This window comes from Streptomyces sp. NPDC045287 (genome assembly GCF_056432325.1).
In genome coordinates, this window is sequence record NZ_JBWKJG010000018.1 from 58,024 (window position 1) to 76,494 (window position 18,471).

14 protein-coding genes are annotated in these 18,471 nt (G+C 73.2%); 8 read left to right on the top strand and 6 right to left on the bottom strand.

What is annotated here, in order from left to right:
• Positions 1–381 precede the first annotated feature (381 nt).
• Positions 382–1,956, top strand: coding sequence for an alkaline phosphatase D family protein (locus tag AC07D6_RS26505; RefSeq protein ID WP_479048374.1), 1,575 nt, complete (start codon positions 382–384; stop codon positions 1,954–1,956).
• Between the two features lie 74 nt (positions 1,957–2,030).
• Positions 2,031–2,906, top strand: a complete 876-nt coding sequence (locus AC07D6_RS26510; protein WP_479048377.1) for an alpha/beta fold hydrolase — start codon at positions 2,031–2,033, stop codon at positions 2,904–2,906.
• 24 nt (positions 2,907–2,930) lie between these two features.
• On the opposite strand, the gene AC07D6_RS26515 is transcribed toward AC07D6_RS26510, so the two are convergent.
• Positions 2,931–3,329 carry a hypothetical protein gene (locus AC07D6_RS26515; protein ID WP_479048379.1) on the bottom strand — a complete coding sequence of 133 codons (399 nt, stop codon included), beginning with the start codon at positions 3,327–3,329 and terminating at the stop codon, positions 2,931–2,933.
• A 76-nt stretch (positions 3,330–3,405) separates the two neighbouring features.
• Positions 3,406–3,762: an STAS domain-containing protein gene (locus AC07D6_RS26520; RefSeq protein WP_479048381.1), complete on the bottom strand. Its 357-nt coding sequence runs from the start codon at positions 3,760–3,762 to the stop codon at positions 3,406–3,408.
• Positions 3,763–3,970: 208 nt separating this feature from the next.
• Here AC07D6_RS26520 and AC07D6_RS26525 point away from each other — a divergent pair, with 208 nt between their 5' ends.
• Both AC07D6_RS26525 and AC07D6_RS26530 read left to right on the top strand, forming a co-directional pair.
• Positions 3,971–8,128: a SpoIIE family protein phosphatase gene (locus AC07D6_RS26525; protein WP_479048383.1), complete on the top strand. Its 4,158-nt coding sequence runs from the start codon at positions 3,971–3,973 to the stop codon at positions 8,126–8,128.
• Positions 8,128–8,439 (top strand): STAS domain-containing protein, encoded by a 312-nt coding sequence (locus AC07D6_RS26530; RefSeq protein ID WP_315877504.1) that lies wholly within the window; start codon positions 8,128–8,130, stop codon positions 8,437–8,439. Before AC07D6_RS26525 ends, AC07D6_RS26530 begins: the two co-directional genes overlap by 1 nt.
• A 421-nt stretch (positions 8,440–8,860) precedes the next feature.
• On the opposite strand, the gene AC07D6_RS26535 is transcribed toward AC07D6_RS26530, so the two are convergent.
• From AC07D6_RS26535 to AC07D6_RS26550, 4 genes are all read right to left on the bottom strand, one after another.
• Complete coding sequence (locus AC07D6_RS26535; RefSeq protein WP_479048386.1) at positions 8,861–9,595, bottom strand: HAD-IA family hydrolase; 735 nt, start codon at positions 9,593–9,595, stop codon at positions 8,861–8,863.
• Positions 9,596–9,757: 162 nt separating this feature from the next.
• Entirely contained in the window at positions 9,758–10,429 is a 672-nt protein-coding gene (locus AC07D6_RS26540) for a thymidylate kinase (RefSeq protein ID WP_315877502.1), read from the bottom strand.
• A gap of 123 nt (positions 10,430–10,552) precedes the next feature.
• A complete protein-coding gene (locus AC07D6_RS26545; RefSeq protein ID WP_479048389.1) occupies positions 10,553–12,172 on the bottom strand; it encodes a nucleotidyltransferase family protein in 1,620 nt (539 codons plus the stop codon).
• Between the two features lie 73 nt (positions 12,173–12,245).
• The gene (locus AC07D6_RS26550) at positions 12,246–13,496 is read right to left on the bottom strand and encodes an MFS transporter (RefSeq protein ID WP_479048392.1); all 1,251 of its coding nucleotides are present in this window, start codon (positions 13,494–13,496) and stop codon (positions 12,246–12,248) included.
• 538 nt (positions 13,497–14,034) lie between these two features.
• Here AC07D6_RS26550 and AC07D6_RS26555 point away from each other — a divergent pair.
• From AC07D6_RS26555 to AC07D6_RS26570, 4 genes are all read left to right on the top strand, one after another.
• On the top strand, positions 14,035–15,021 hold the full coding sequence (locus AC07D6_RS26555; RefSeq protein WP_315877499.1) for a glycosyltransferase family 2 protein: 987 nt from the start codon (positions 14,035–14,037) through the stop codon (positions 15,019–15,021).
• 149 nt (positions 15,022–15,170) lie between these two features.
• Complete coding sequence (locus AC07D6_RS26560) at positions 15,171–15,824, top strand: pyridoxine/pyridoxamine 5'-phosphate oxidase (RefSeq protein ID WP_479048551.1); 654 nt, start codon at positions 15,171–15,173, stop codon at positions 15,822–15,824.
• A gap of 17 nt (positions 15,825–15,841) precedes the next feature.
• Positions 15,842–17,359 carry a sulfatase-like hydrolase/transferase gene (locus AC07D6_RS26565; RefSeq protein WP_479048396.1) on the top strand — a complete coding sequence of 506 codons (1,518 nt, stop codon included), beginning with the start codon at positions 15,842–15,844 and terminating at the stop codon, positions 17,357–17,359.
• Positions 17,346–18,158, top strand: coding sequence for an amino acid kinase family protein (locus tag AC07D6_RS26570; protein ID WP_479048398.1), 813 nt, complete (start codon positions 17,346–17,348; stop codon positions 18,156–18,158). Before AC07D6_RS26565 ends, AC07D6_RS26570 begins: the two co-directional genes overlap by 14 nt.
• The last annotated feature ends 313 nt before the right edge of the window (positions 18,159–18,471 follow it).

Sequence of the window (18,471 nt, forward strand, 5' to 3'; positions counted from 1 at the left end):
GCCGGCGGCTCCCCGCCGCGCAGCCGGTGCTTCACGCCCCGGCGGACGGCGGCGCCTTGAGGTCGGAAGAGGAGAAGGCACGGCGACCGGCCCGGCGACGCCACCCCGCTCGGCTCCCCGGCCCCGGCGCCGTCCGGCCGGCCCCGGCGCGCCGTGTTGCCCGGGCGTGGCACACGGCCTGTCCGACCGGCCTGACGAACAGCCCCGTCCAGTAGCGGTACCGGCAGCGCCGCCGACGCCCGTACGGCGAGCCGGAAAGGCCGGGCGAGCCGCGTTCGCTCCGCGAGCGGCCAGTTGTTCACTCGCTGTTTCCGCGCGCGCCTCGGCGCACCAGTAGGTGTGGCTGCACACACTGGCCGGATCCCGTCTGGAGACCCTTCCATGGCACATCGTTCGCTCCCCGACCGCCGTACCGTGCTGCGCGGCTCGCTCGCCGCGTCCGCCGCCCTGACGTTGCCCGCCGGTCTCGGCGCGGCGCCCGCGCTGGCCCTGTCGGGGCGACCGCGGGCCGGCTGGGGGGTGCAGACCGGCGATGTGACGACGGACTCCGGGCTGGTGTGGGTGCGCTCGGACCGGCCGGCCCGGATGATCGTTGAGACGTCCGCGACCGAGTCGTTCCGCAACCCGCGCAGGTGGCACGGCCCGCTGCTGGGCGCGGACACCGACTTCACCGGCACCACCCGGCTGCGCGGACTGCCGCCCGGCGAGCAGATCCACTACCGGGTGCTGCTGGCCGACCCGGACGACCTGCGCCGCACCGGCGAGCCGGTCACCGGCACCTTCCGCACGGCGTCCGTCCGCCGCCGTGACGGGGTGCGGTTCGTCTGGTCGGGCGACCTGGCCGGACAGGGCTGGGGCATCAACCCGGACCTCGGCGGCTACCGCATCTACGACACGATGGCCGCCCTGGACCCGGACTTCTTCCTGTGCTCCGGCGACAACGTCTACGCCGACGGCCCGATCACCGAGACCGTGGCCCTGCCCGACGGCCGGACCTGGCGGAACGTCACCACCGAGGAGAAGTCCAAGGTCGCCGAGACCCTGGCCGAGTTCCGCGGCAACTTCCGCTACAACCTGCTGGACCACAACCTGCGCGCGTTCAACGCCCGCGTGCCCTCGATCATCCAGTGGGACGACCACGAGGTCACCAACAACTGGTATCCGGGCGAGATCCTCGCCGACAGCCGCTACACGGAGAAGAACGTCGACGTGCTCGCCGCGCGGGCCCGGCAGGCGTTCTCGGAGTACTTCCCGATCTCCACGCTGCGCCGCCCCGGCGGCCGCGTCCACCGGGTGCAGCGCCACGGTCCGCTGCTGGACGTCTTCGTGCTCGACATGCGGACCCACCGCAACGCGAACTCCCCGGGCGGCCAGAGCAGCGACCCGCAGGGCATCCTCGGCAGGGAACAGCTGGAGTGGCTGAAGAAGGAGCTGTCCCGGTCGCGCGCGGTGTGGAAGGTGATCGCCTCCGACATGCCGCTCGGCCTGGTCGTGCCCGACGGCGGGGACGGCAAGCCGAACATCGAGGCGGTGGCGCAGGGCGACCCGGGCGCCCCGCTCGGCCGTGAGCTGCAGATCGCGGAGCTGCTGCGGTTCGTCAAGCACCGCCGGATCACCGGCACGGTCTGGCTGACGGCCGACGTGCACTACACCTCCGCGCAGCACTACCAGCCGTCGCGGGCCGCGTTCACCGACTTCGAGCCGTTCTGGGAGTTCGTGTCGGGCCCGCTGAACGCCGGTGCCTTCCCGGCGAACGCGCTCGACGGCACCTTCGGCCCGGAACGGGTCTTCGTGAAGGCGCCCACCCGGGCGAACGTCTCCCCTGCGGAGGGCTACCAGTTCTTCGGCGAGGTCGACATCGACGGCGACACCGCGGAACTGACGGTCCGGCTGCGCGAGCAGGACGGCACCGTGCTGTTCACCAAGGCGCTCCAGCCCGGTCTCGTCGGGCAGTAGAGCCGGAACGGCCGGATGACGCCCAGGGGGGTGGAGGTTGGTGCGCGGGGTGGCGGCAAGGGATGATACGGATCATGGACTACGGCGTGCGGGAGCCGGCGCGGCTCGGACAGATCCGACTGCCGGACGGTCGATCCCTGGGCTGGGCGGAATGGGGGCCGGCCGACGGCACCCCGGTGCTGGTGTGCCCGGGGGCGGCCACCAGCAGGCGGCTCGGTTTCGGCGGCGACGTCGTCGACGCGGCAGGTGTCCGGCTCATCAGCGTGGACCGGCCCGGCCTCGGCACCTCCGATCCTGCTCCCGGCCGGACCCTGTCCGACTGGGCCGCCGACATCCGGCACCTCATCCACGAGCGGGCTCTGCGCGCGCCGTCGGCGGTGGGGTTCTCCCAGGGCGCGCCGTTCGCCCTCGCCCTGGCGGCGAACGGCCTGGTGGACGCGGTGGCAGTGGTGTCCGGCAGTGACGAACTCGCCCATCCTCGCTTCGCCCGTTCGCTGGACCCGCAGGTGAAGAACATGGTGGACGCCGTCGCGGCCGACCCCGGCGCTGCCGAGGCGTCCTTCGCCGGCTTCGGCAGCGCCGACACGCTGTGGGACCTGATCGTCACCACGAGCTCCGAGCCGGACCGCACGGTCTACACCGACCCGGCCTTCCAGCGCGCCTTCCGGAGCGCGATGGCCGAGGCCTTCAGCCAGGGCCCGAGCGGCTACGCCCGCGACACGGTCCTGGCGATGGGCCGCTGGCCGTTCGACCCGGCCGACATCGCCGTCCCGGTCGACCTCTGGTACGGACAGCAGGACACCAGCCCGGTCCACTCCCCGGACCGGGGCGAATCCCTCGCCCGGTTGATTCCGAAGGCGACCCGGCACCTCCTTCCCGCCGCCGGGGGATCGTTGCTCTGGACGCACACCGAGACCGTCCTGCGCACCTTGCTGGCCCACGTCCGGTGACACCGGGGGAACCGAGCAACCCGGTCACGACCGACCGGCCGGGCCGGAAAACGAACGGCGCCCCGCGCCGACGCCCGCCGAAGCGGTGGGCACCCGCTGCTCGTTCGCAGGTTCTGGCCCGCCTTCCGTGAGGACGATCGGCGTCTCGGCTTTCCGGCGGACGGCCGGTTCGGGGTGGGTGCGGCGCGCATCGACGACCACGTCCCGGGGCAGTACCCGGGTGTCGTAGGAGTAAATGATCCAGGTGGTGAGGAGGTCACGCTGTTCGGTGTCGTCGGTGAACGGCAGGCACAGATGGTCCCCGTACCCGATGTCCCGCTCGGGGAGGTCCCCGTGCGCGTACGCGCCCCTCACAGCCTTCGCCGACGTCGTGGACGCCGACGGGCCGGATCCCCCCTCGACGGCACCTTTCGGTGGCGGCATTTACTCGACACCCGGTGCGTCCTCGTGTCCTTCCGGGCCCTGCGATCCGGGGCGACCGTGCCGTCCGGCTTCACCGTCACAAGCGGTCGAGGGCGTGGTCGAGGGTGGGGTACAGGGAGATGACCTGGTCGATCCCCGCGATCCGGAAGACCCGCTCCAGACCGGGCTTCAAGCCGACGATGCTCAGCGTGGAGCCCGCGCTCGTCGCTCGGTGGTAGGCGGTGATGAGCACGGTGAGACCGGTGGAGTCGCAGTACTCCAGGCCCGACAGGTCCACGACCACGCCCCTGCTCGTGCCGAAGGGAACGGACGCGAAGGCTTCGCGGAGCTGGCCGGCGGTGTGGTGGTCCAGCTCCCCCTCCACGCGCAGCAGGACTGACCCGCTGGTCCCGGGCTGCTGTGTGATAGCCAGAGTGCGTTCTACCTCGGTCACCGTTCGACTCCTATGCGGTGGATGGACAGCCGGTCCGCTCGCCTATCCTACGAAGTCGCACCAGGTGGCGGAGCGGTGACACCGGGACCGCGGGGGCGGGGGCTCCACCGCGCCGGGGCCACGAGGGTGCACCACCCGTGCACTGCGGTCGGTTGTTGTGGGCGGTGGGACGACGGGGCAGTGACCGAAACGGACAGGAGGGTGGCGCGTGGCGCGCTCGGAAGAGGCTGGGCACGGGCTGTCGGCAGCCGGAGCCGAGGTGTTCGAGGCCGACCGTGAAGTCGGCCGGGACCTGGCCGCGGTGGACTGGGCGGCGACGCCGCTGGGGCCGCCGGAAAGCTGGCCGCAGAGCCTGCGGACCGCGGTGAGCATCCTGCTGTCCTCCCGGTTCCCGATGTGGATGGCCTGGGGACCGGAGCTGACGTTCTTCTGCAACGACGCCTACCGCCGCGACACCCTGGGCCGCAAGTACCCCTGGGCGCTGGGCCGTCCCGCCAGCGAGGTGTGGGCCGAGATCTGGGGTGACATCGGCCCGCGCATCGACACCGTCCTCACCAGCGGGAAAGCGACGTGGGACGAGGCGCTGCTGCTCTTCCTGGAGCGCTCCGGCTACACCGAGGAGAGCTACCACACCTTCTCCTACAGCCCGCTGCGCGACGACGCCGGTTCCGTGGTCGGCATGCTGTGCGTGGTCAGCGAGGACACCGAGCGCGTCATCGGCGAGCGCCGGATGGCGACCCTGCGCGACCTGGGCTCCGACCCCAGCGTCATCCGCACCGAACAGGAAGTGCTGGACTTCGCCGGTCAGCAGCTCACCGCGAACCAGCGGGACCTTCCCTTCACCCTCACCTACCTGTACGGGGAGGAGGGCTCGGCCCGGCTCGCGGCCACCACCGGGCTCCCCGCCGACCACCCGGCCGCCGTGGACGCCGTGCGCGTCGACGACCCGGACGCCCCGTGGCCCGCGGCGGCCCCGGCCCGCGGCGAGTCGGCGCTGATACCCCTCCAGGACACCCCGTTCACCGACCTGCCGACGGGAAGCTGGGAGCAGCCGCCCACGCAGGCACTGGTCGTGCCGCTCCTGCAGCAGGGCAACGCGCCCTTCGGCTTCCTGGTGGCCGCCCTCAACCGCTACCGGGCCCTGGACGAGGGCTACCGCGGCTTCGTCGAGCTGATCGCCGGGCACCTCGCCTCGGGCATCGGCAGCGCCCGCAGCTACCAGAGCCAGCAGCGGCGCGCGGAGGAACTCGCCGAACTCGACCGGGCCAAGACCACGTTCTTCTCCAACATCAGCCACGAGTTCCGCACCCCCCTCACACTGATCATGGGACCGGTGCAGGAACTGCGGACCCGGCTGGCCGACGACGAACGGGCCCGGCAGGAACTGGACACCATCCACCGCAACGGGCTGCGTCTGAGCAAGCTCGTCAACACCCTGCTGGACTTCTCGCGCATCGAGGCCGGCCGGATGCGGGCCAGCTACGAACCCGTCGACCTGGCCGTGGTCACGGGAGAGCTGGCCAGCGTGTTCCGCTCCGCCGTCGACAAGGCCGGCCTCGACTTCCACGTCGACTGCGCCCCGCTGCGGCGGCCCGTCCACATCGACCGCGACATGTGGGAGAAGGTGGTCCTCAACCTCCTGAGCAACGCGCTGAAGTTCACCTTCGACGGCTCCATCAGCGTCACCGTGCGCGAAGAGGGCGGCCGGGCGGTGGTCACCGTCGCGGACACCGGGATCGGCGTCCCGGAGGCGGAGCTGCCGAGGCTGTTCGAGCGGTTCCACCGCATCGAGAACGCCCGCTCCCGCTCCAACGAGGGAAGCGGCATCGGCCTGGCGCTCGTCCAGGAGCTGGTCGGCCTGCACGGGGGCACCATCACCGCCCGGTCCACCGAGGGCGAGGGCACCTGCTTCACCATCCGCCTGCCCTTCGGCACCGGCCACCTGCCCGCCGACTCCCTCGCCCCCGCCTCCGGCCCCTCCGCCGCCTCCGCCACCGCGGACCCCTATCTGCAAGAAGCCCTGCGCTGGCTGCCCTCCGACACCGCGGCGGACGCGCCGGCGCAGATGCCGGCGGAGGGCAAGGCGCCGCTCCGCGCCGCCGGTTCCGTCGCCCCGGCGCGCGTACTGGTCGCCGACGACAACGCCGACATGCGCGAGTACCTCACCCGCCTCCTGACCGGCGCCGGCTACCAGGTCCAAGCGGTCACCGACGGGCAGGAAGCGCTGGAGGCCGTCCGTCGGGAAGCCCCCGACCTGCTCGTCAGCGACGTCATGATGCCCCGCCTGGACGGTCTGCAACTGGTTGCCGCGTTGCGCGACGACGCCCGTACCGCCTCGCTGCCCGTGCTGCTCCTGTCCGCCCGGGCCGGGCAGGAGGCCTCCATCGAGGGGCTCCAGGCCGGTGCCGACGACTACCTGGTCAAGCCGTTCGCGGCCGCCGAGCTCCTCGCCCGGGTCGAGGTCAACGTGAAGCTGGCCCGACTGCGCACCCACCACGCCCGCTGGCGCACCGCACTGGTGGACTCCCTCCAAGAGGCGTTCTTCGTCTGTGACGAGGAGGGCGCCGTCATCGAGATCAACGCCGCGTTCACCGACATCCTCGGCTACGGCCCCGAATCCCTGCCCTACGAGCCGGTCCACCCCTGGTGGCCGGACGCCGAGACGGACCCCGAGGCGCACCGGCAGGTCGGGGAGGCGTTCGACCTGCTCCTGGGCGCCCCCCAGGGCTCGTACACCATCCCCGTCACCCACCGCGACGGCCATCGACTGTGGGTGACCGCCAGCTTCGCTCACGCGCAGGACCCCGATTCGGGGCGCCGCGTCACCGTCGGCACCTTCCGCGACGTCACCGCCGAGCACTACGCCATCCAGCGCGAGAGCGCCCTGGCCTCCCTGAGCACCAGCCTGTCGCGGGCCCCGAGCCTCCCCGACGCGCTCTCCGGGGCCCTGCACGAGCTGAAGGACCTGTGGCGCGCCCGGAACGTGCTCGCCGCCGTCTTCGAGGGCGGCGACGAACCGACCCTGACCGCCACCGACGGCTCGGCCTGGCACGAGCTGCCCCAGGAGCACCGCCGGACGATCACCGACATCCGCCGGCGTCCCCTACTCACCCCCCACCCCGACCACACGGGGGCGGGGATCGCCGTCGAACACCCCAGCGGCCCGATGGTCATCTGGATCGACCTGGGGGAGCACAGGCCGTTCAGCGAGCAGGACCAGCTCCTCCTGTCCCTCCTGGCCGGCCACCTCGCGCAGGGCCTGACCCGTGCGCACCAGATCGACCAGCAGCGCGAAACCGCCATCGCGCTGCAGCGCGCCATCCTCGGCCCGTCCCACCTGCCCGACGGATTCGCCGTCCGCTACGAGCCGGCTACCCAGCCGCTGGAAGTCGGCGGCGACTGGTACGACACGGTCACCCTGCCCGACGGCCGCATCGGCATCGTCGTCGGCGACTGCGTCGGCCGCGGCCTGGAGGCCGCCTCGGTCATGGGACAGCTGCGCAGCGCCTGCCGCGCCCTGCTGCTGCAGGACGCCAGCCCCGCCCAGGCGCTCATGGCCCTCGACCACTTCGCCGCGACCATCCCCGGCGCCCTGTGCACCACCGTGTTCTGCGGCGTGCTCGACCCGGACACCGGCCGCCTGACGTACTCGAGCGCCGGGCACCCACCGGGCATCCTCACCCACCCCGACGGCACCACCCGACTGCTGGAGGACGGGCGCTCCATCCCCCTCGCGGTCCGCCCCGGCAGGACGCGCCCCGAGGCCGAGTGCGTCATGCCGGCGCGCGGCACCCTCCTGCTGTACACCGACGGACTGGTGGAACGCCGCCGCCGCCCGTTGACGGCGGGCATCGACCAGGCCAGCGAAGCCGTCCAGGACGGTCGCGACATCGCCGTGGACGACCTGGCCACCCACGTCATGACCCGCCTCGCCCCCGCCGACGGCTACGACGACGACGTCGCCCTGCTCCTGTACCGCCACCCGGCGCCCCTGGAGGTGTCCTTCCCGGCCGAGTCCTCCCAGCTGGCCCCGGTCCGCAAGGCCCTGCGGAGCTGGCTGGACCAGTGCGAGCTGCCCCCGCACACGGTCCAGAACGTCTTGGTCGCCGCGGGAGAGGCGTGTGCCAACGCCATCGAGCACGGCCACCGCGACGCCCCCGGCGACACCGTGCGCCTGCGCGCCGAAGCGTTCGTCCACGGGCTGCACCTCACCGTCACCGACACCGGCCGGTGGAAGACCCCGCAGCCCGAGCTCAACGCCCACCGCGGACGCGGAGTGACCCTGATGCGCTCCTTGATGCAGCAGGTCACCATCACCCCCGGTCCCATCGGCACCATCGTCGACATGCACACAAGGATCGCCTGATGACCACCCCCCTCACCCTCACCCCCGGCCGGCGCCCCGACGGGACCTCCCACCTCGCCGTCGCCGGTGAGATCGACATGAGCAACGTCGACTCCCTCGCCGACGCCCTGGACGCGACCACCGGGCCGCTGGTGCTGGACCTGACGGCGGTCGACTACCTCGACAGCGCCGGACTGAGCGTGCTGTTCGCCCACGCCAACCGCTTGGAGCTGATCGCCACGCCCCTCCTGGCGCCGGTCCTGACCGTCTCCGGGCTCGCCGACCTGGCCACCGTCCACGGCCTCGGCACCGAGCCGCCTCCCTCCTCCTGAGGCCCTCAGGACGGGGCCGGCGCAGTGAGGGCCGGGCCGGTGGCGGTGGGACGGCCGCCGGTCGGTGGGGCCGGAGCCGGATCCCGCGCGACTCCCGGCCGAGGGCGCGGCCGAGGCCGCCGGGTGTGCCGAGGGCGGTGTCGGCCGTCCCTCGGCGCGCGGGTGACCGGACGGCCTCGGAGCCGGGCGGGTTCCGAGGCCCGCTCCGCCCGCGCAGCCGCATTCGGCCGTCACGCCGGTGACGTGCGGCCGTCGGCAGTCGATCGAGGAGGGGCCTTCGGGCGTGGCGGAGACGGCCGTCCCCACTCGCCCCGGAGGTCCTGGTGGTCCTCGCCGGATACCGGGAGCCGCCCGTCGCGCGGCGGGCACGGACCGCCGGCGGGTGTCCGTGCCGCTCGGCTCCGTCCGACCTGAGCGTCCGTCAGGGCCTGGGTCGTACCCGCCGGTTGTCCACCCGCACGGCGAGCCGTCGTCCCGTGCGGTCGGTCTCCGGAACGACCGATACCGCGCGCAGGTCGGTGACGCCGGGGTCGCCCGTGCCGCCGACCCGCACCACGGCCACCCCCGCGGCCCGTGCGGCGGCCACTCCCACGTCCGCGTCCTCGAAGGCGAGGCACTGGGCGGGTGGCACCCCGAGCCGGTGGGCCGCGAGCAGATAGCCCTCGGGGGCCGGTTTCCCCTCGACCACGTCCTCGGCGGTGACCAGGACCCGGGGTACCGGCAGTCCCGCCGCCGCCAGTCGGGCCAGGGCCACCTCGCGTGCGCCGGACGTGACCACCGCCCAGTCCTCGGGGGCCAGCCGGGCGAGCAGGGCCGCGGCGCCGGGGATCGGTCCGATGCCCCACGTGTCACGGCAGGAGACGTCGTGCAGCCAGGCCAGTTCCTCGTCGTGGCGGCGGGTGGGGGCCAGCAGGGCGACGAGATCGGTGTCCCGGCGCCCGTGGGACAGTTCCAGCACGTGGTCGCCGTCGAGGTGGCAGCGCGCGGCCCAGGCCCGGGTGTGGCGTTCGATGGCCGCCGCCGAGTCGACCAGCGTGCCGTCGAGGTCGAACAGCAGGGCGCGTCCGTGCCTGCCGAGCGAGCCGTCCGCGTGCTCGCGCCAGGTGTGCGGTGCCAAGGGCGAGGGGCCCGTTCCTGCCAGGGGGGAGCCGTTCATGAGGGCACGTCCTGCTTTCTTCCGCTCGGTCTGGTCTGGTCGTTCCTGGGACGGCCGGCCCGGTCCGCGCCGGCGGGGACGTGCCGGCGGGGACCGGGCCGGCGGGGACGCGTCGGGCCCGGCGCGCACCCGGGCGCCGCCCACCGCTCACCGGGCCGTGGGTCACCGCCCCCGCGGCCCGCCGACCGCGGGGTCCCGCAGGGCCGGAACGGCCGCCCTGATCCCGTCGGCGACGGCGGCCACCACCGCGTCCGGCGGTGCCGCGGCATCGATCACCGTCCAGCCGTCCCGGTCGGCCCAGGAGTCGAGCACCTTGAGGATCGCCTGCTGGTGGGAGAGGAAGCTTCGCTCCGAGCAGTCCGGGTCCATCCCGCACTCGTACGGGACGACGTCCCGCCCGCACTTGCGCCGCCAGGCCACGGCCGGGTCGAGCCGCAGGTAGAACACCAGGTCGGACCGGGGCAGCCCGGCCGTCACGCTCTCCGTCCACGCGCGGTCGAGGCCGTACACCGTCTCGCTCGCGGCGTGCTTCATCCAGTAGCCGTCCAGCAGGACGGGCTGCCCGTCGGGCACCGCTGTGTTCCCGGTCAGGGCCAGACCGATCGACCACATCAGGAAGAGGAACCGCGACGTGGTGGGCATCTCCGCCACGCACAGCCGGGTGTCCGGGACATCCGGGCGCATGAACCTGGCTGCCGGATAAGCCGGGTTGTCCACGATGTCCCAGCGATCGACCCTCCGGACCGGATGTTCCGGGCTGTCGAGCAGGGCGTGGACCCGGCGGGTGACGGTCGACTTGCCGGCCCCGTCGGTGCCGACCACGGAAATGATCACAGCAACTTCCCCTCCATCGCTGGTCGCCGGATGCCGCGGCCGGGGCCGGGGGACGGACCGTCCGCTCCCGCCCGCACGGTCGCGGACAGCGCCGGGCGGCCGGGAGCGGCGCCCCGGGCCGCCTCAACCACGGGCGCGGTGCGGTCGCTCCGACAGTCGCAGGCGCAGCGGAAGAACGGCTCCGCCGAGCATGCGGCCCCAGCCCGCGCGCTGGTGCCGCGCCCCCAGGAGCAGGGGCAGCACGCCGTCCTCGGGATCGCCCGTCGCCGCGCGGGGAAGGCGCGCCTCGAAGACGTCCCGACCGTCGCGGCGCGTGAAGTGGGAGGTGAAGCCGTTGCCGCCGGGATCGGCCAGCGAGTAGTCGTCGTGGCGGAACCGGTCGCCGTCCGGTTCGTAGAAGCATTCGTAGCGGTGGTCGCCGAAGTTCAGCGAGAGGGCCGAGAACGCTCCCGCGGCTGCCGCGGGGACGGAGACGACCACGGTGAGTCCGCCGTCGGACGCGCGGGTGAAGCGGGCCTCCACGTCGAACGCACGGCCCGGAACCGTGCGGTGGACGCTGCGCCCCGCGGCCCCTTGGCCGGGGGCCGCCACCCGGTGGGTGTCGCCCGGCGCGAGGAGGTCCACGGTCGGCGCGTCGAAGCGGTCCAGCAGTGCCGGGATCGCCGCGCTGTCACGGACCACGAGCTGCTCGGGATGCCAGCCCCTGTCGATCGTGTAGCCGTCGACGCCGTCCCACCAGGCGTCGACGGGGAAGAACTCCCGGGGCTCGCAGCGGCCGGGCAGTCCCGCGCCGGCCAGCGGGTCGCTGCCCAGCAGGGCCACCGCCATCGAGCGGAAGAAGGCCACCGCGTCATGGGCTCCGGTCTCCTCCGTCAGTTCCGCCAGCAACTCGGGGCGGAAGTCCGGCAGCGCGGCGTAGTCGGCACCGGCCGCGATCTCGTCGAGGCGTACGGTGGCCGCCGGCAGCGGGAACACCGCCGTCACGTAGTCGCCGAACGCGTGGCACACCTGCGCGAGCAACGCGGGCTCCGGCCGCAGCAGCGGAAGGCCGACCGCGTTGTCCCCGGAGTCCAGCAGACCGGCCAGCCGCTTCTGCCCCAGCTGGTACGTCTCCAGGTGCCACGGCTGGGGCCAGTCGCCGGGGTGCAGCCGGGGATCGCAGTCGGACGGCCGAACGCCGTCGGGCAGCCGGGGCACCCGCACGTGGGAGTGCACCTCGACCAACTGGCCGTCGGGGCTGCGCAGCCGGCAGTACTCGTCCAGGACGTCGAGCTCGCCCTCCGGGACGAATCCCTCGCGGACCAGTGTGTCCACCAACTGCTGCGGCTCGTCGGACACGACGTCCAGGTCGCCGCTGCGCCGCAGGTGGGCCGGGTCCCCGGTCCGGCCGTACAGGGTGAAGCCCTTGACCAGCACGAGGGGTTGAGCGGCCCCGTCACGCCGTAACCGGTCGGCGACCTGCCGGGCCAGGGCGATGCGCCGGACGACGCCCGCCGCGGTGCGTTCCTGCCGTTCCCGCACGCCGCGGACCAGGTCGTCGCCGAACGTCCGCGGCCCCTCCGCGTCGACGCGGCGCAGGAAACGCGCGTCCAGCCGATGGGCGTCCAGCAGCTCCCTCACCCGGGGAAGGTGCCCGGAGCCGAGGGCGGGAGGGTCTCCGGGGGCGCCTGCGGCCCAGGTCATCGCGGCGCGCAGGGCCCGCACCGAGCTGTCCCGGCCGGCGTCGTGGTCAAGCGGCGTCATCTGTAGGCGTGCCCGTTTCTTCCGAAGGGTGCCCGGGCCGGACGGCACCGGGCCGTGAAGCGGCGAGGGCCGGTCACCGTGACGTGGTCGCGGTGCCGGTGGCGGCCCGAACGCGCCCTCGGCCGGTGCGGCGGCCGGCCCGGTCGGGGGGCGCGAGCGCCAGCAGCAGGCAGGAAACCGCGCAGAAGCCCGCCGCGATGGCGAAGATCGCCGGTGAGTAGCCGCTGACGGCCAGCGGCGCCAGCACGCCGGCCGCCGAACCGATCTGCACCGCCGCGGTGTAGAGGCTGGCGCCACCGGCGGCGCCGGTCTTCAGGAGCCGGCCCAGCAGGGTCATGCCGACGGCCTGGAAGCCGGCCGTGAACACCGCGTACACGATCTGGGAGACCAGCAGCACGGGTCGGCCGCCGCCGATCACGACCAGCAGGAAGGAGACACCCCCTACCGCGGCGATCAGGGTCAGCACCGCGCCGTCGCGGTAGCGGCCTCCCATGCGGCCCAGCGGGCGCAGCACGGCGATCTCGACGACCACGGTGACGGCGAACAGGGCCGACACCCACTGCTCGGACCAGCCGCCGTGCAGCACGTACAGCGGGAGGTAGACGCCGCGCAGGCTGTCGGCGGCGCGCAGCAGCACGATCGCGGCAACGGTGCAGCCGAGCACCCACAGGCCGGTGCGGGCCGGGCCGGGGCGCTGCTCCTCGGCCGGCTCCCGCTCGCCGGGCTGCTCCGCGGACTGGTCGTCAGCCGGGACGGGGGCCGGTGCGGCGGGCCTGGGCAACAGGGCGATGACGGCTCCGATCAGCAGTGCCCAGTTGATCGGCCGCAGCACCTCCGCGTACCTGTCGAGCGCGCTGACCACGCTGAACAGGCCCAGGCCGGCGACGTAACCGATCACGTAGAGGGTGCGCAGACGCGCCACCACGCGCAGTTCGGGGGCCGGGCCGGCCAACTGCTGTGCCGCCGCCATGTACTGGGGGTAGACGAGGCTCATCGCCATCGTGGCGGCACCGGCCGGGAAGACCGTCCAGGACCACGGCAGGTAGGACAGGGCCGCCAGTCCGGCCACGGAGACGACGGCGGCGGTCCGCACCACGCGGGCCCAGTTCCGCGGGCGCCGCCCGACGAGGAGGTTGAGTGCCGCCGCGAAGACCGCCGTGAGCAGGAAGAAGGCGGCGATGTCGACCTTTCCGTGGCCGCGGTCGGCCAGCCAGAGGGGAAGCGTCACGCTCAGCAGGCCGGCGAAGGCGGCGTTCAGCAGCAGCCCGGTACTCAGGGCGGCCGGGACGCTCACCCGGTCGCGCCGGAGGTCCCCTGACGTCACGTTGGCCCACCTCTCGTGATCGGACGGGCCGATGCCCGGTCGAGTGGAGCGCGGCAGCGAGGGTCGTGCGCCGCCGGTGAAGTGGCCTCTCGGCGAGATGTGAAAAAGCAGCTCAGCCGCTACTACCGGCACTTCGGTGCAGACGCGGACGTAGAAAAGCGGCACACCTCAAGGCGGCAGCGCATTATATGCAGGCGGCTCCTGCCGGGCGCAAGACGCTATCGACGGGAGAATGGGGCCGCCAGAGCCCGTTTCTTACAGTCCTTGACAATCTCGTGCGCGCTCGGAGAGTCTTGAAACCGCTCTCCATCCGGGCCGCCGGACGGGGCGTCCGCCCTTATTCAGGAAAGCGCACTTCGCTGTTCGGGGTGCGGTTGCGGTGTGGAGTGTTCGGCGTTCCGGTTCGGAACTCGGTACCGGTGGACGCGGGCCACGGGCTGCGGCACCGTACCGCGTCGGAATTCGCCGCCCCGCCGTACCGCCCGGCCGTGCCCGCCCGGCGGCAGAGCCGGTTCGCTCAGGATGTGAGGAGACCCCCTTGGATCCGTTGGCCAACTCGCCCGTGTTCGTGGTTCCGCACTACGGGGACACGCCTCTGGCCTGGGACTATCTCGACCGGACCGTACGCAGCCTGTTGGCGCAGTCGGATGCCGGCTGGCGGGCGGTGATCGTGGACGACGCGTCCCCGGACCCCGGTGCCGACGACCGACTGGCGGGGATCGCCGCGCTCGATCCGGAGCGTCTGCACGTCCTGCGGCAGGACCACAACGGCGGCCCGGGAAGCGCCCGCAACGAGGGGGTGCGCTGGGCGGCGGCCCGGGAGGCGCCGTTCGTCCTGTTCCAGGACTCCGACGACCTGGCCGACCCGGAACGGCTCGACCGCACCCGGCGCCGGTTCGCCGAGGAGCCGCGGACCGACTTCCTCTACTCCGCGTTCGAGGTCATCGACGAGCACGACAAGCCGGTACCGCGGGACGAGGTCACGCCGTCGGTGCGGGAGATCCTGGAGGCCCTGGAAGCCGGCCCGGTGCAGGGTCCCGACGCCTGGCTGCCCATCGGCACCGCCACCGGCTACGCCACCCTCACCAGCACGGTCGCCGTGCGCACCGGCCTGGCGCTGCGCCACCCGTTCCCGCACACCGCGGTCTCCGAGGACGCCCACGCCTGGTTCCGCCTGCTCGCCGGCGGCGACGGGCTGGGGTTCCTGCCGGATGTGACGGCGGGCTACCGCATCCCCCGGTCGACCTCGGGGTCGGCGAGCCGGGAGCGGCTGGGCGACGACTTCTACAGCCTCATGCTCCTGGTCGACCTGGACGGGTTCCTCGGCGCGGCGACGGCCGCGCTCGACGCGGGACGGATGAGCCTCGCCGACCTGCGGGAGGCCGTGCGCCGGTTCCACCTGCGCCAGGCCGACACGATGGCCGCCGAGGGGCGGGCCGCGGCCGCCGAGACCTGCCGGGCCCTCGCCGCCGTGCACCCCCCGGCGGCGGAGCGCGGGCGCGCCCCCGCGCGCGGCGTTCCGTAAACGCCGTATTACGGGAACCGTGGTTCGAAATATTTCGACGGAGCGGTACGCCCGGAGAATCAGTTACCCTCCCGAAAAGCAACCGCCGTCCGGAGCGTCTCCGGTACGGCCCGCACCAAGGGGCAGGAACCCGAAGCATGACCGAAGCAATGCGGGACAGACTCAGAAGGATTTCCGTCTTCGCGGACGTCGGACCGGTTGATTTCAAGGAATCCGAGCTTCCCGAGAATCCCGTGCCGAGGGTGGCCGAGTGGATCCTCGCGGCGCATGCGGCCGGACAGCCGGAACCCCACGCGATGAGCCTGTGCACGGTCAATGCCGAGGGAATTCCGTCGAGCCGGGTCCTGCTGGTGAAGGACATCGACACCGACCGGTTGTTCTTCGCCACCCCTGCCGACAGTCGCAAGGGAATCGAAATCGCGTCGAACCCGCACGTCGCCGCCCACTTCTACTGGCCCGTCACCGGTCGGCAGGTGCGGATCACGGGGACGGCTTCCGGCCTGGACCGGGACGCCTCCGAGCGTGACTTCGCCGAGCGAGGCCGCGGTTCCCGGCTCTCCGCCCACCTGCACCGGCCCGGCCCGCTGCCGGACCGTCACACCGCGTACGGCGAGTTCGAGCGCCTCGACGCGCTCTACCCGGACCAGGTGCCGTGCCCGCCGAGTTGGACGCTCTATGCGATCACCCCCACCGAGGTGGAGTTCTGGGAGGCGAGCACGGACCGCGTCCACCACCGCGTGCGGTACCGCAGGGACGCGGACACGGCCCGGGGCGCCTGGCGGCGGGAACTGCTGTGGCCCTGAGGAGGGAGGGCACCTCGGTGCCCCCCTCGCCGCGGGCCGGTGCGGCGCCGGTGCGCGGCCGTCCGGAGAGCGGTCGCTTAGGGCGCGGCCGCAAGATCCTCCTGATCGTCGCGGACCAACTGCGCGCCGACGCCCTCGGCGCGTACGGGAACCCGGTGGCGCCCACCCCGCACCTCGACGAACTCGCCGCCCGCGGAGCCCTCTTCGAGCAGCACTACTCCGTCTGCGCGCCCTGCGGTCCCGCCCGGGCCTCCCTGCTCACCGGCCTCCACCAGGCCGAGCACGGGGTCGTCTCCAACTCCGCGCCGCTGGACCCCGCGCTGCCCACGCCGGCCACCGCCCGCATCCCGTGCCACGTCGTGGGCTACACGGACAGCGTCTACGAGGACGGCCACGACGGGGTGGAAGGGGTCCCGCCCGGCTTCTCCTGGCACACCCGCTTCAACCTGAACGACCCCGGACTGCGCGGCTGGCTGGAGACGCTGCGCGCCGCCGGGCACCCCGTCCCGCGGCGCCCGATGGACGTCTTCCGTCCCGTCGAGGGGACCGCGCACCGGGCGCGCTACGACGCGGAGCTCAGCGACACCGCGTACGTGGCGAACCGCACCATCGACTGCCTGACCGAGCACCGCGACGAACCCTGGCTCATCGTCAGCACCTTCCTGCGCCCGCATCCGCCCTGGGTGGCACCGCCCCCGTACGACACGATGTACGAGTCGGCCGCGATGGCGGCACCGCGGCGGCTGCCCACCCGGGAGGCGCAGGGCGCCGTCCACCCCTTCCTGCGGCGGTGGATCGGCCGGCCGGGTCTCGACACCGCGCCGGACCGGCTCACCGACACCGCCGTGGCGCGCGGCCGTGCCGTGTACCTGGGGCTGCTCACCGAGGTGGACCACCACGTCGGCCGTGTCCTCGCCGCGCTGCGCCGGACCGGTCAGGCCGAGGAGACCCTCGTCGTCTTCACCGCCGATCACGGCGACGCCCTGGGCGACCACTGGACCCTGGGCACCGGCGGGTTCGCCGCCGGCGCCTACCGGGTGCCGCTGATCATCGCCGTCCCCGGAGCCCCCGCGGCACCGGACGGGCCGCGGCGCACGGACCGGTTCACCGAGTCCGTCGACCTGGTGCCCACGGTGCTGGAGTGGGCCGGGTTGCCCAGCCTGCCCGGGGCGTGCGGCCGGTCGCTGCTCCCGTTCCTGCACGGCACACCCGACGGCTGGTTCCGGCAGCACGCCGTGGGCGAGTTCCACTTCCGCGCGGCCCTGCGGGACAGCTGGCCGTGGGCCGCCCGCGCGGAGCCCGACGCCTGCCGGCTGACCGTCCTGCGCAGCGCGTCCCACACCTACGTCCACTTCCCCGCGCTGCCACCGCTGTTGTTCGACCGGACCGTCGACCAGGGCGAGTTGCGGAACCTGGCCGGCGAGCCCGGCAGCCGGCCGCTGCTCGACACCTTCGCCGAGCAGGTCCGGGAACACGAGCGGCGCCACCGGCGCCGGGCCGCCGAGAGACAGGGGGTGACTCATGCACACGGCTGACCTGCTGGTACTGAAGATCGGCGGCAGCCTCTTCTCCGACAAGCGGCTCGACCGGCACCTGGACCCGGCGGCGGTGCGCCGCTACGCGCGGATCGCCGCGGCCCTGCACCGGGCCGCGCCGGGACGCGTGGTGCTGGTGTCCGGCGGCGGAGCGTACGGACACGGTGCCGTCCGCGGTCTGGACCCCTCGGAGCCGTTCGCGGCGCTGGCGCTGACCGGCGCCAACGCCGAACTGCGCTGGGCGTGGACGGTGGCGCTGCGGGAGGCGGGCGTGGCCGCTTTCCCGGTCCAGTTCGCGGCTGCCGCGGTACTGGGGCCGGAGGGTGACGCCCGGCTCTCCGGGGAGGCGGTCGCGCGGCTGCTCGCCGCCGGGGTGCTGCCCGTGCTCAGCGGAGACTGCCTGCCGGACCGCTCGGGCCGCCTCCACGTGGTGGGCAGCGACCTGGTGCCGGGCGCTCTGGCCGCCCTCGCACCCGGCGCCACCCGCATCGTGATGCTGACCGACGTGGACGGGGTGATGGACGGGGAGACCGTGATCCCGCGCCTCACCCCGGACGGGGCCGACGCCGGGCTGCGGGCCCTGTGGGAGGCCCCGCGATGGGACACCACCGGTGGGATGGCGGGGAAGCTGACGGCCGCACTCGAACACTCCCGGAAAGGAGCGGAATGTGTGATCCTGCACGGCGCCCGGATCGGCGCGGACCCTACTTTTCTGCTGGCTCCCTTCGAAGAGTGGCCGAGGGGCATCCCACGCACGGTGGTCGCCGCGCAACCACCCGTTTCGAAAACCGCGGGATGAGCCGCTTAGGCACTCTTCCGGCGGAGTGGCAAGCCCCCGGGGCCGTTTTTATGACCCGAAAGTTTCTGTGATTCCTCTCCGTCGCCCTGCTCGATGCGGTTCGCGCGTACCAACTGTCGAACCAGGCGCCGGCTCGACCAGATGAACCCCATTTGACCTGCGGTGATGTGTCTGAATTCGTCGAACATGCCTGTATCCCGCGGTGACGTCGAGAAGGTGAATCGATGGTGCACGGTGAGAAAACACTGGCCGCAAAGAAAGGCTCGATGATATAGTCCCTTCCACTCCGCAGTAGTGCCCTGAATCCTTTATC

Bases quoted from the DNA above. Each gene is read 5' to 3' on its own strand.
- AC07D6_RS26535 (WP_479048386.1), bottom strand. From the start codon at position 9,595: ATGAACGGCTCCCCCCTGGCAGGAACGGGCCCCTCGCCCTTGGCACCG.
- AC07D6_RS26560 (WP_479048551.1), top strand. From the start codon at position 15,171: ATGCGGGACAGACTCAGAAGGATTTCCGTCTTCGCGGACGTCGGACCG.
- AC07D6_RS26515 (WP_479048379.1), bottom strand. From the start codon at position 3,329: ATGCCGCCACCGAAAGGTGCCGTCGAGGGGGGATCCGGCCCGTCGGCG.
- AC07D6_RS26570 (WP_479048398.1), top strand. From the start codon at position 17,346: ATGCACACGGCTGACCTGCTGGTACTGAAGATCGGCGGCAGCCTCTTC.
- AC07D6_RS26510 (WP_479048377.1), top strand. From the start codon at position 2,031: ATGGACTACGGCGTGCGGGAGCCGGCGCGGCTCGGACAGATCCGACTG.
- AC07D6_RS26545 (WP_479048389.1), bottom strand. From the start codon at position 12,172: ATGACGCCGCTTGACCACGACGCCGGCCGGGACAGCTCGGTGCGGGCC.
- AC07D6_RS26505 (WP_479048374.1), top strand. From the start codon at position 382: ATGGCACATCGTTCGCTCCCCGACCGCCGTACCGTGCTGCGCGGCTCG.
- AC07D6_RS26530 (WP_315877504.1), top strand. From the start codon at position 8,128: ATGACCACCCCCCTCACCCTCACCCCCGGCCGGCGCCCCGACGGGACC.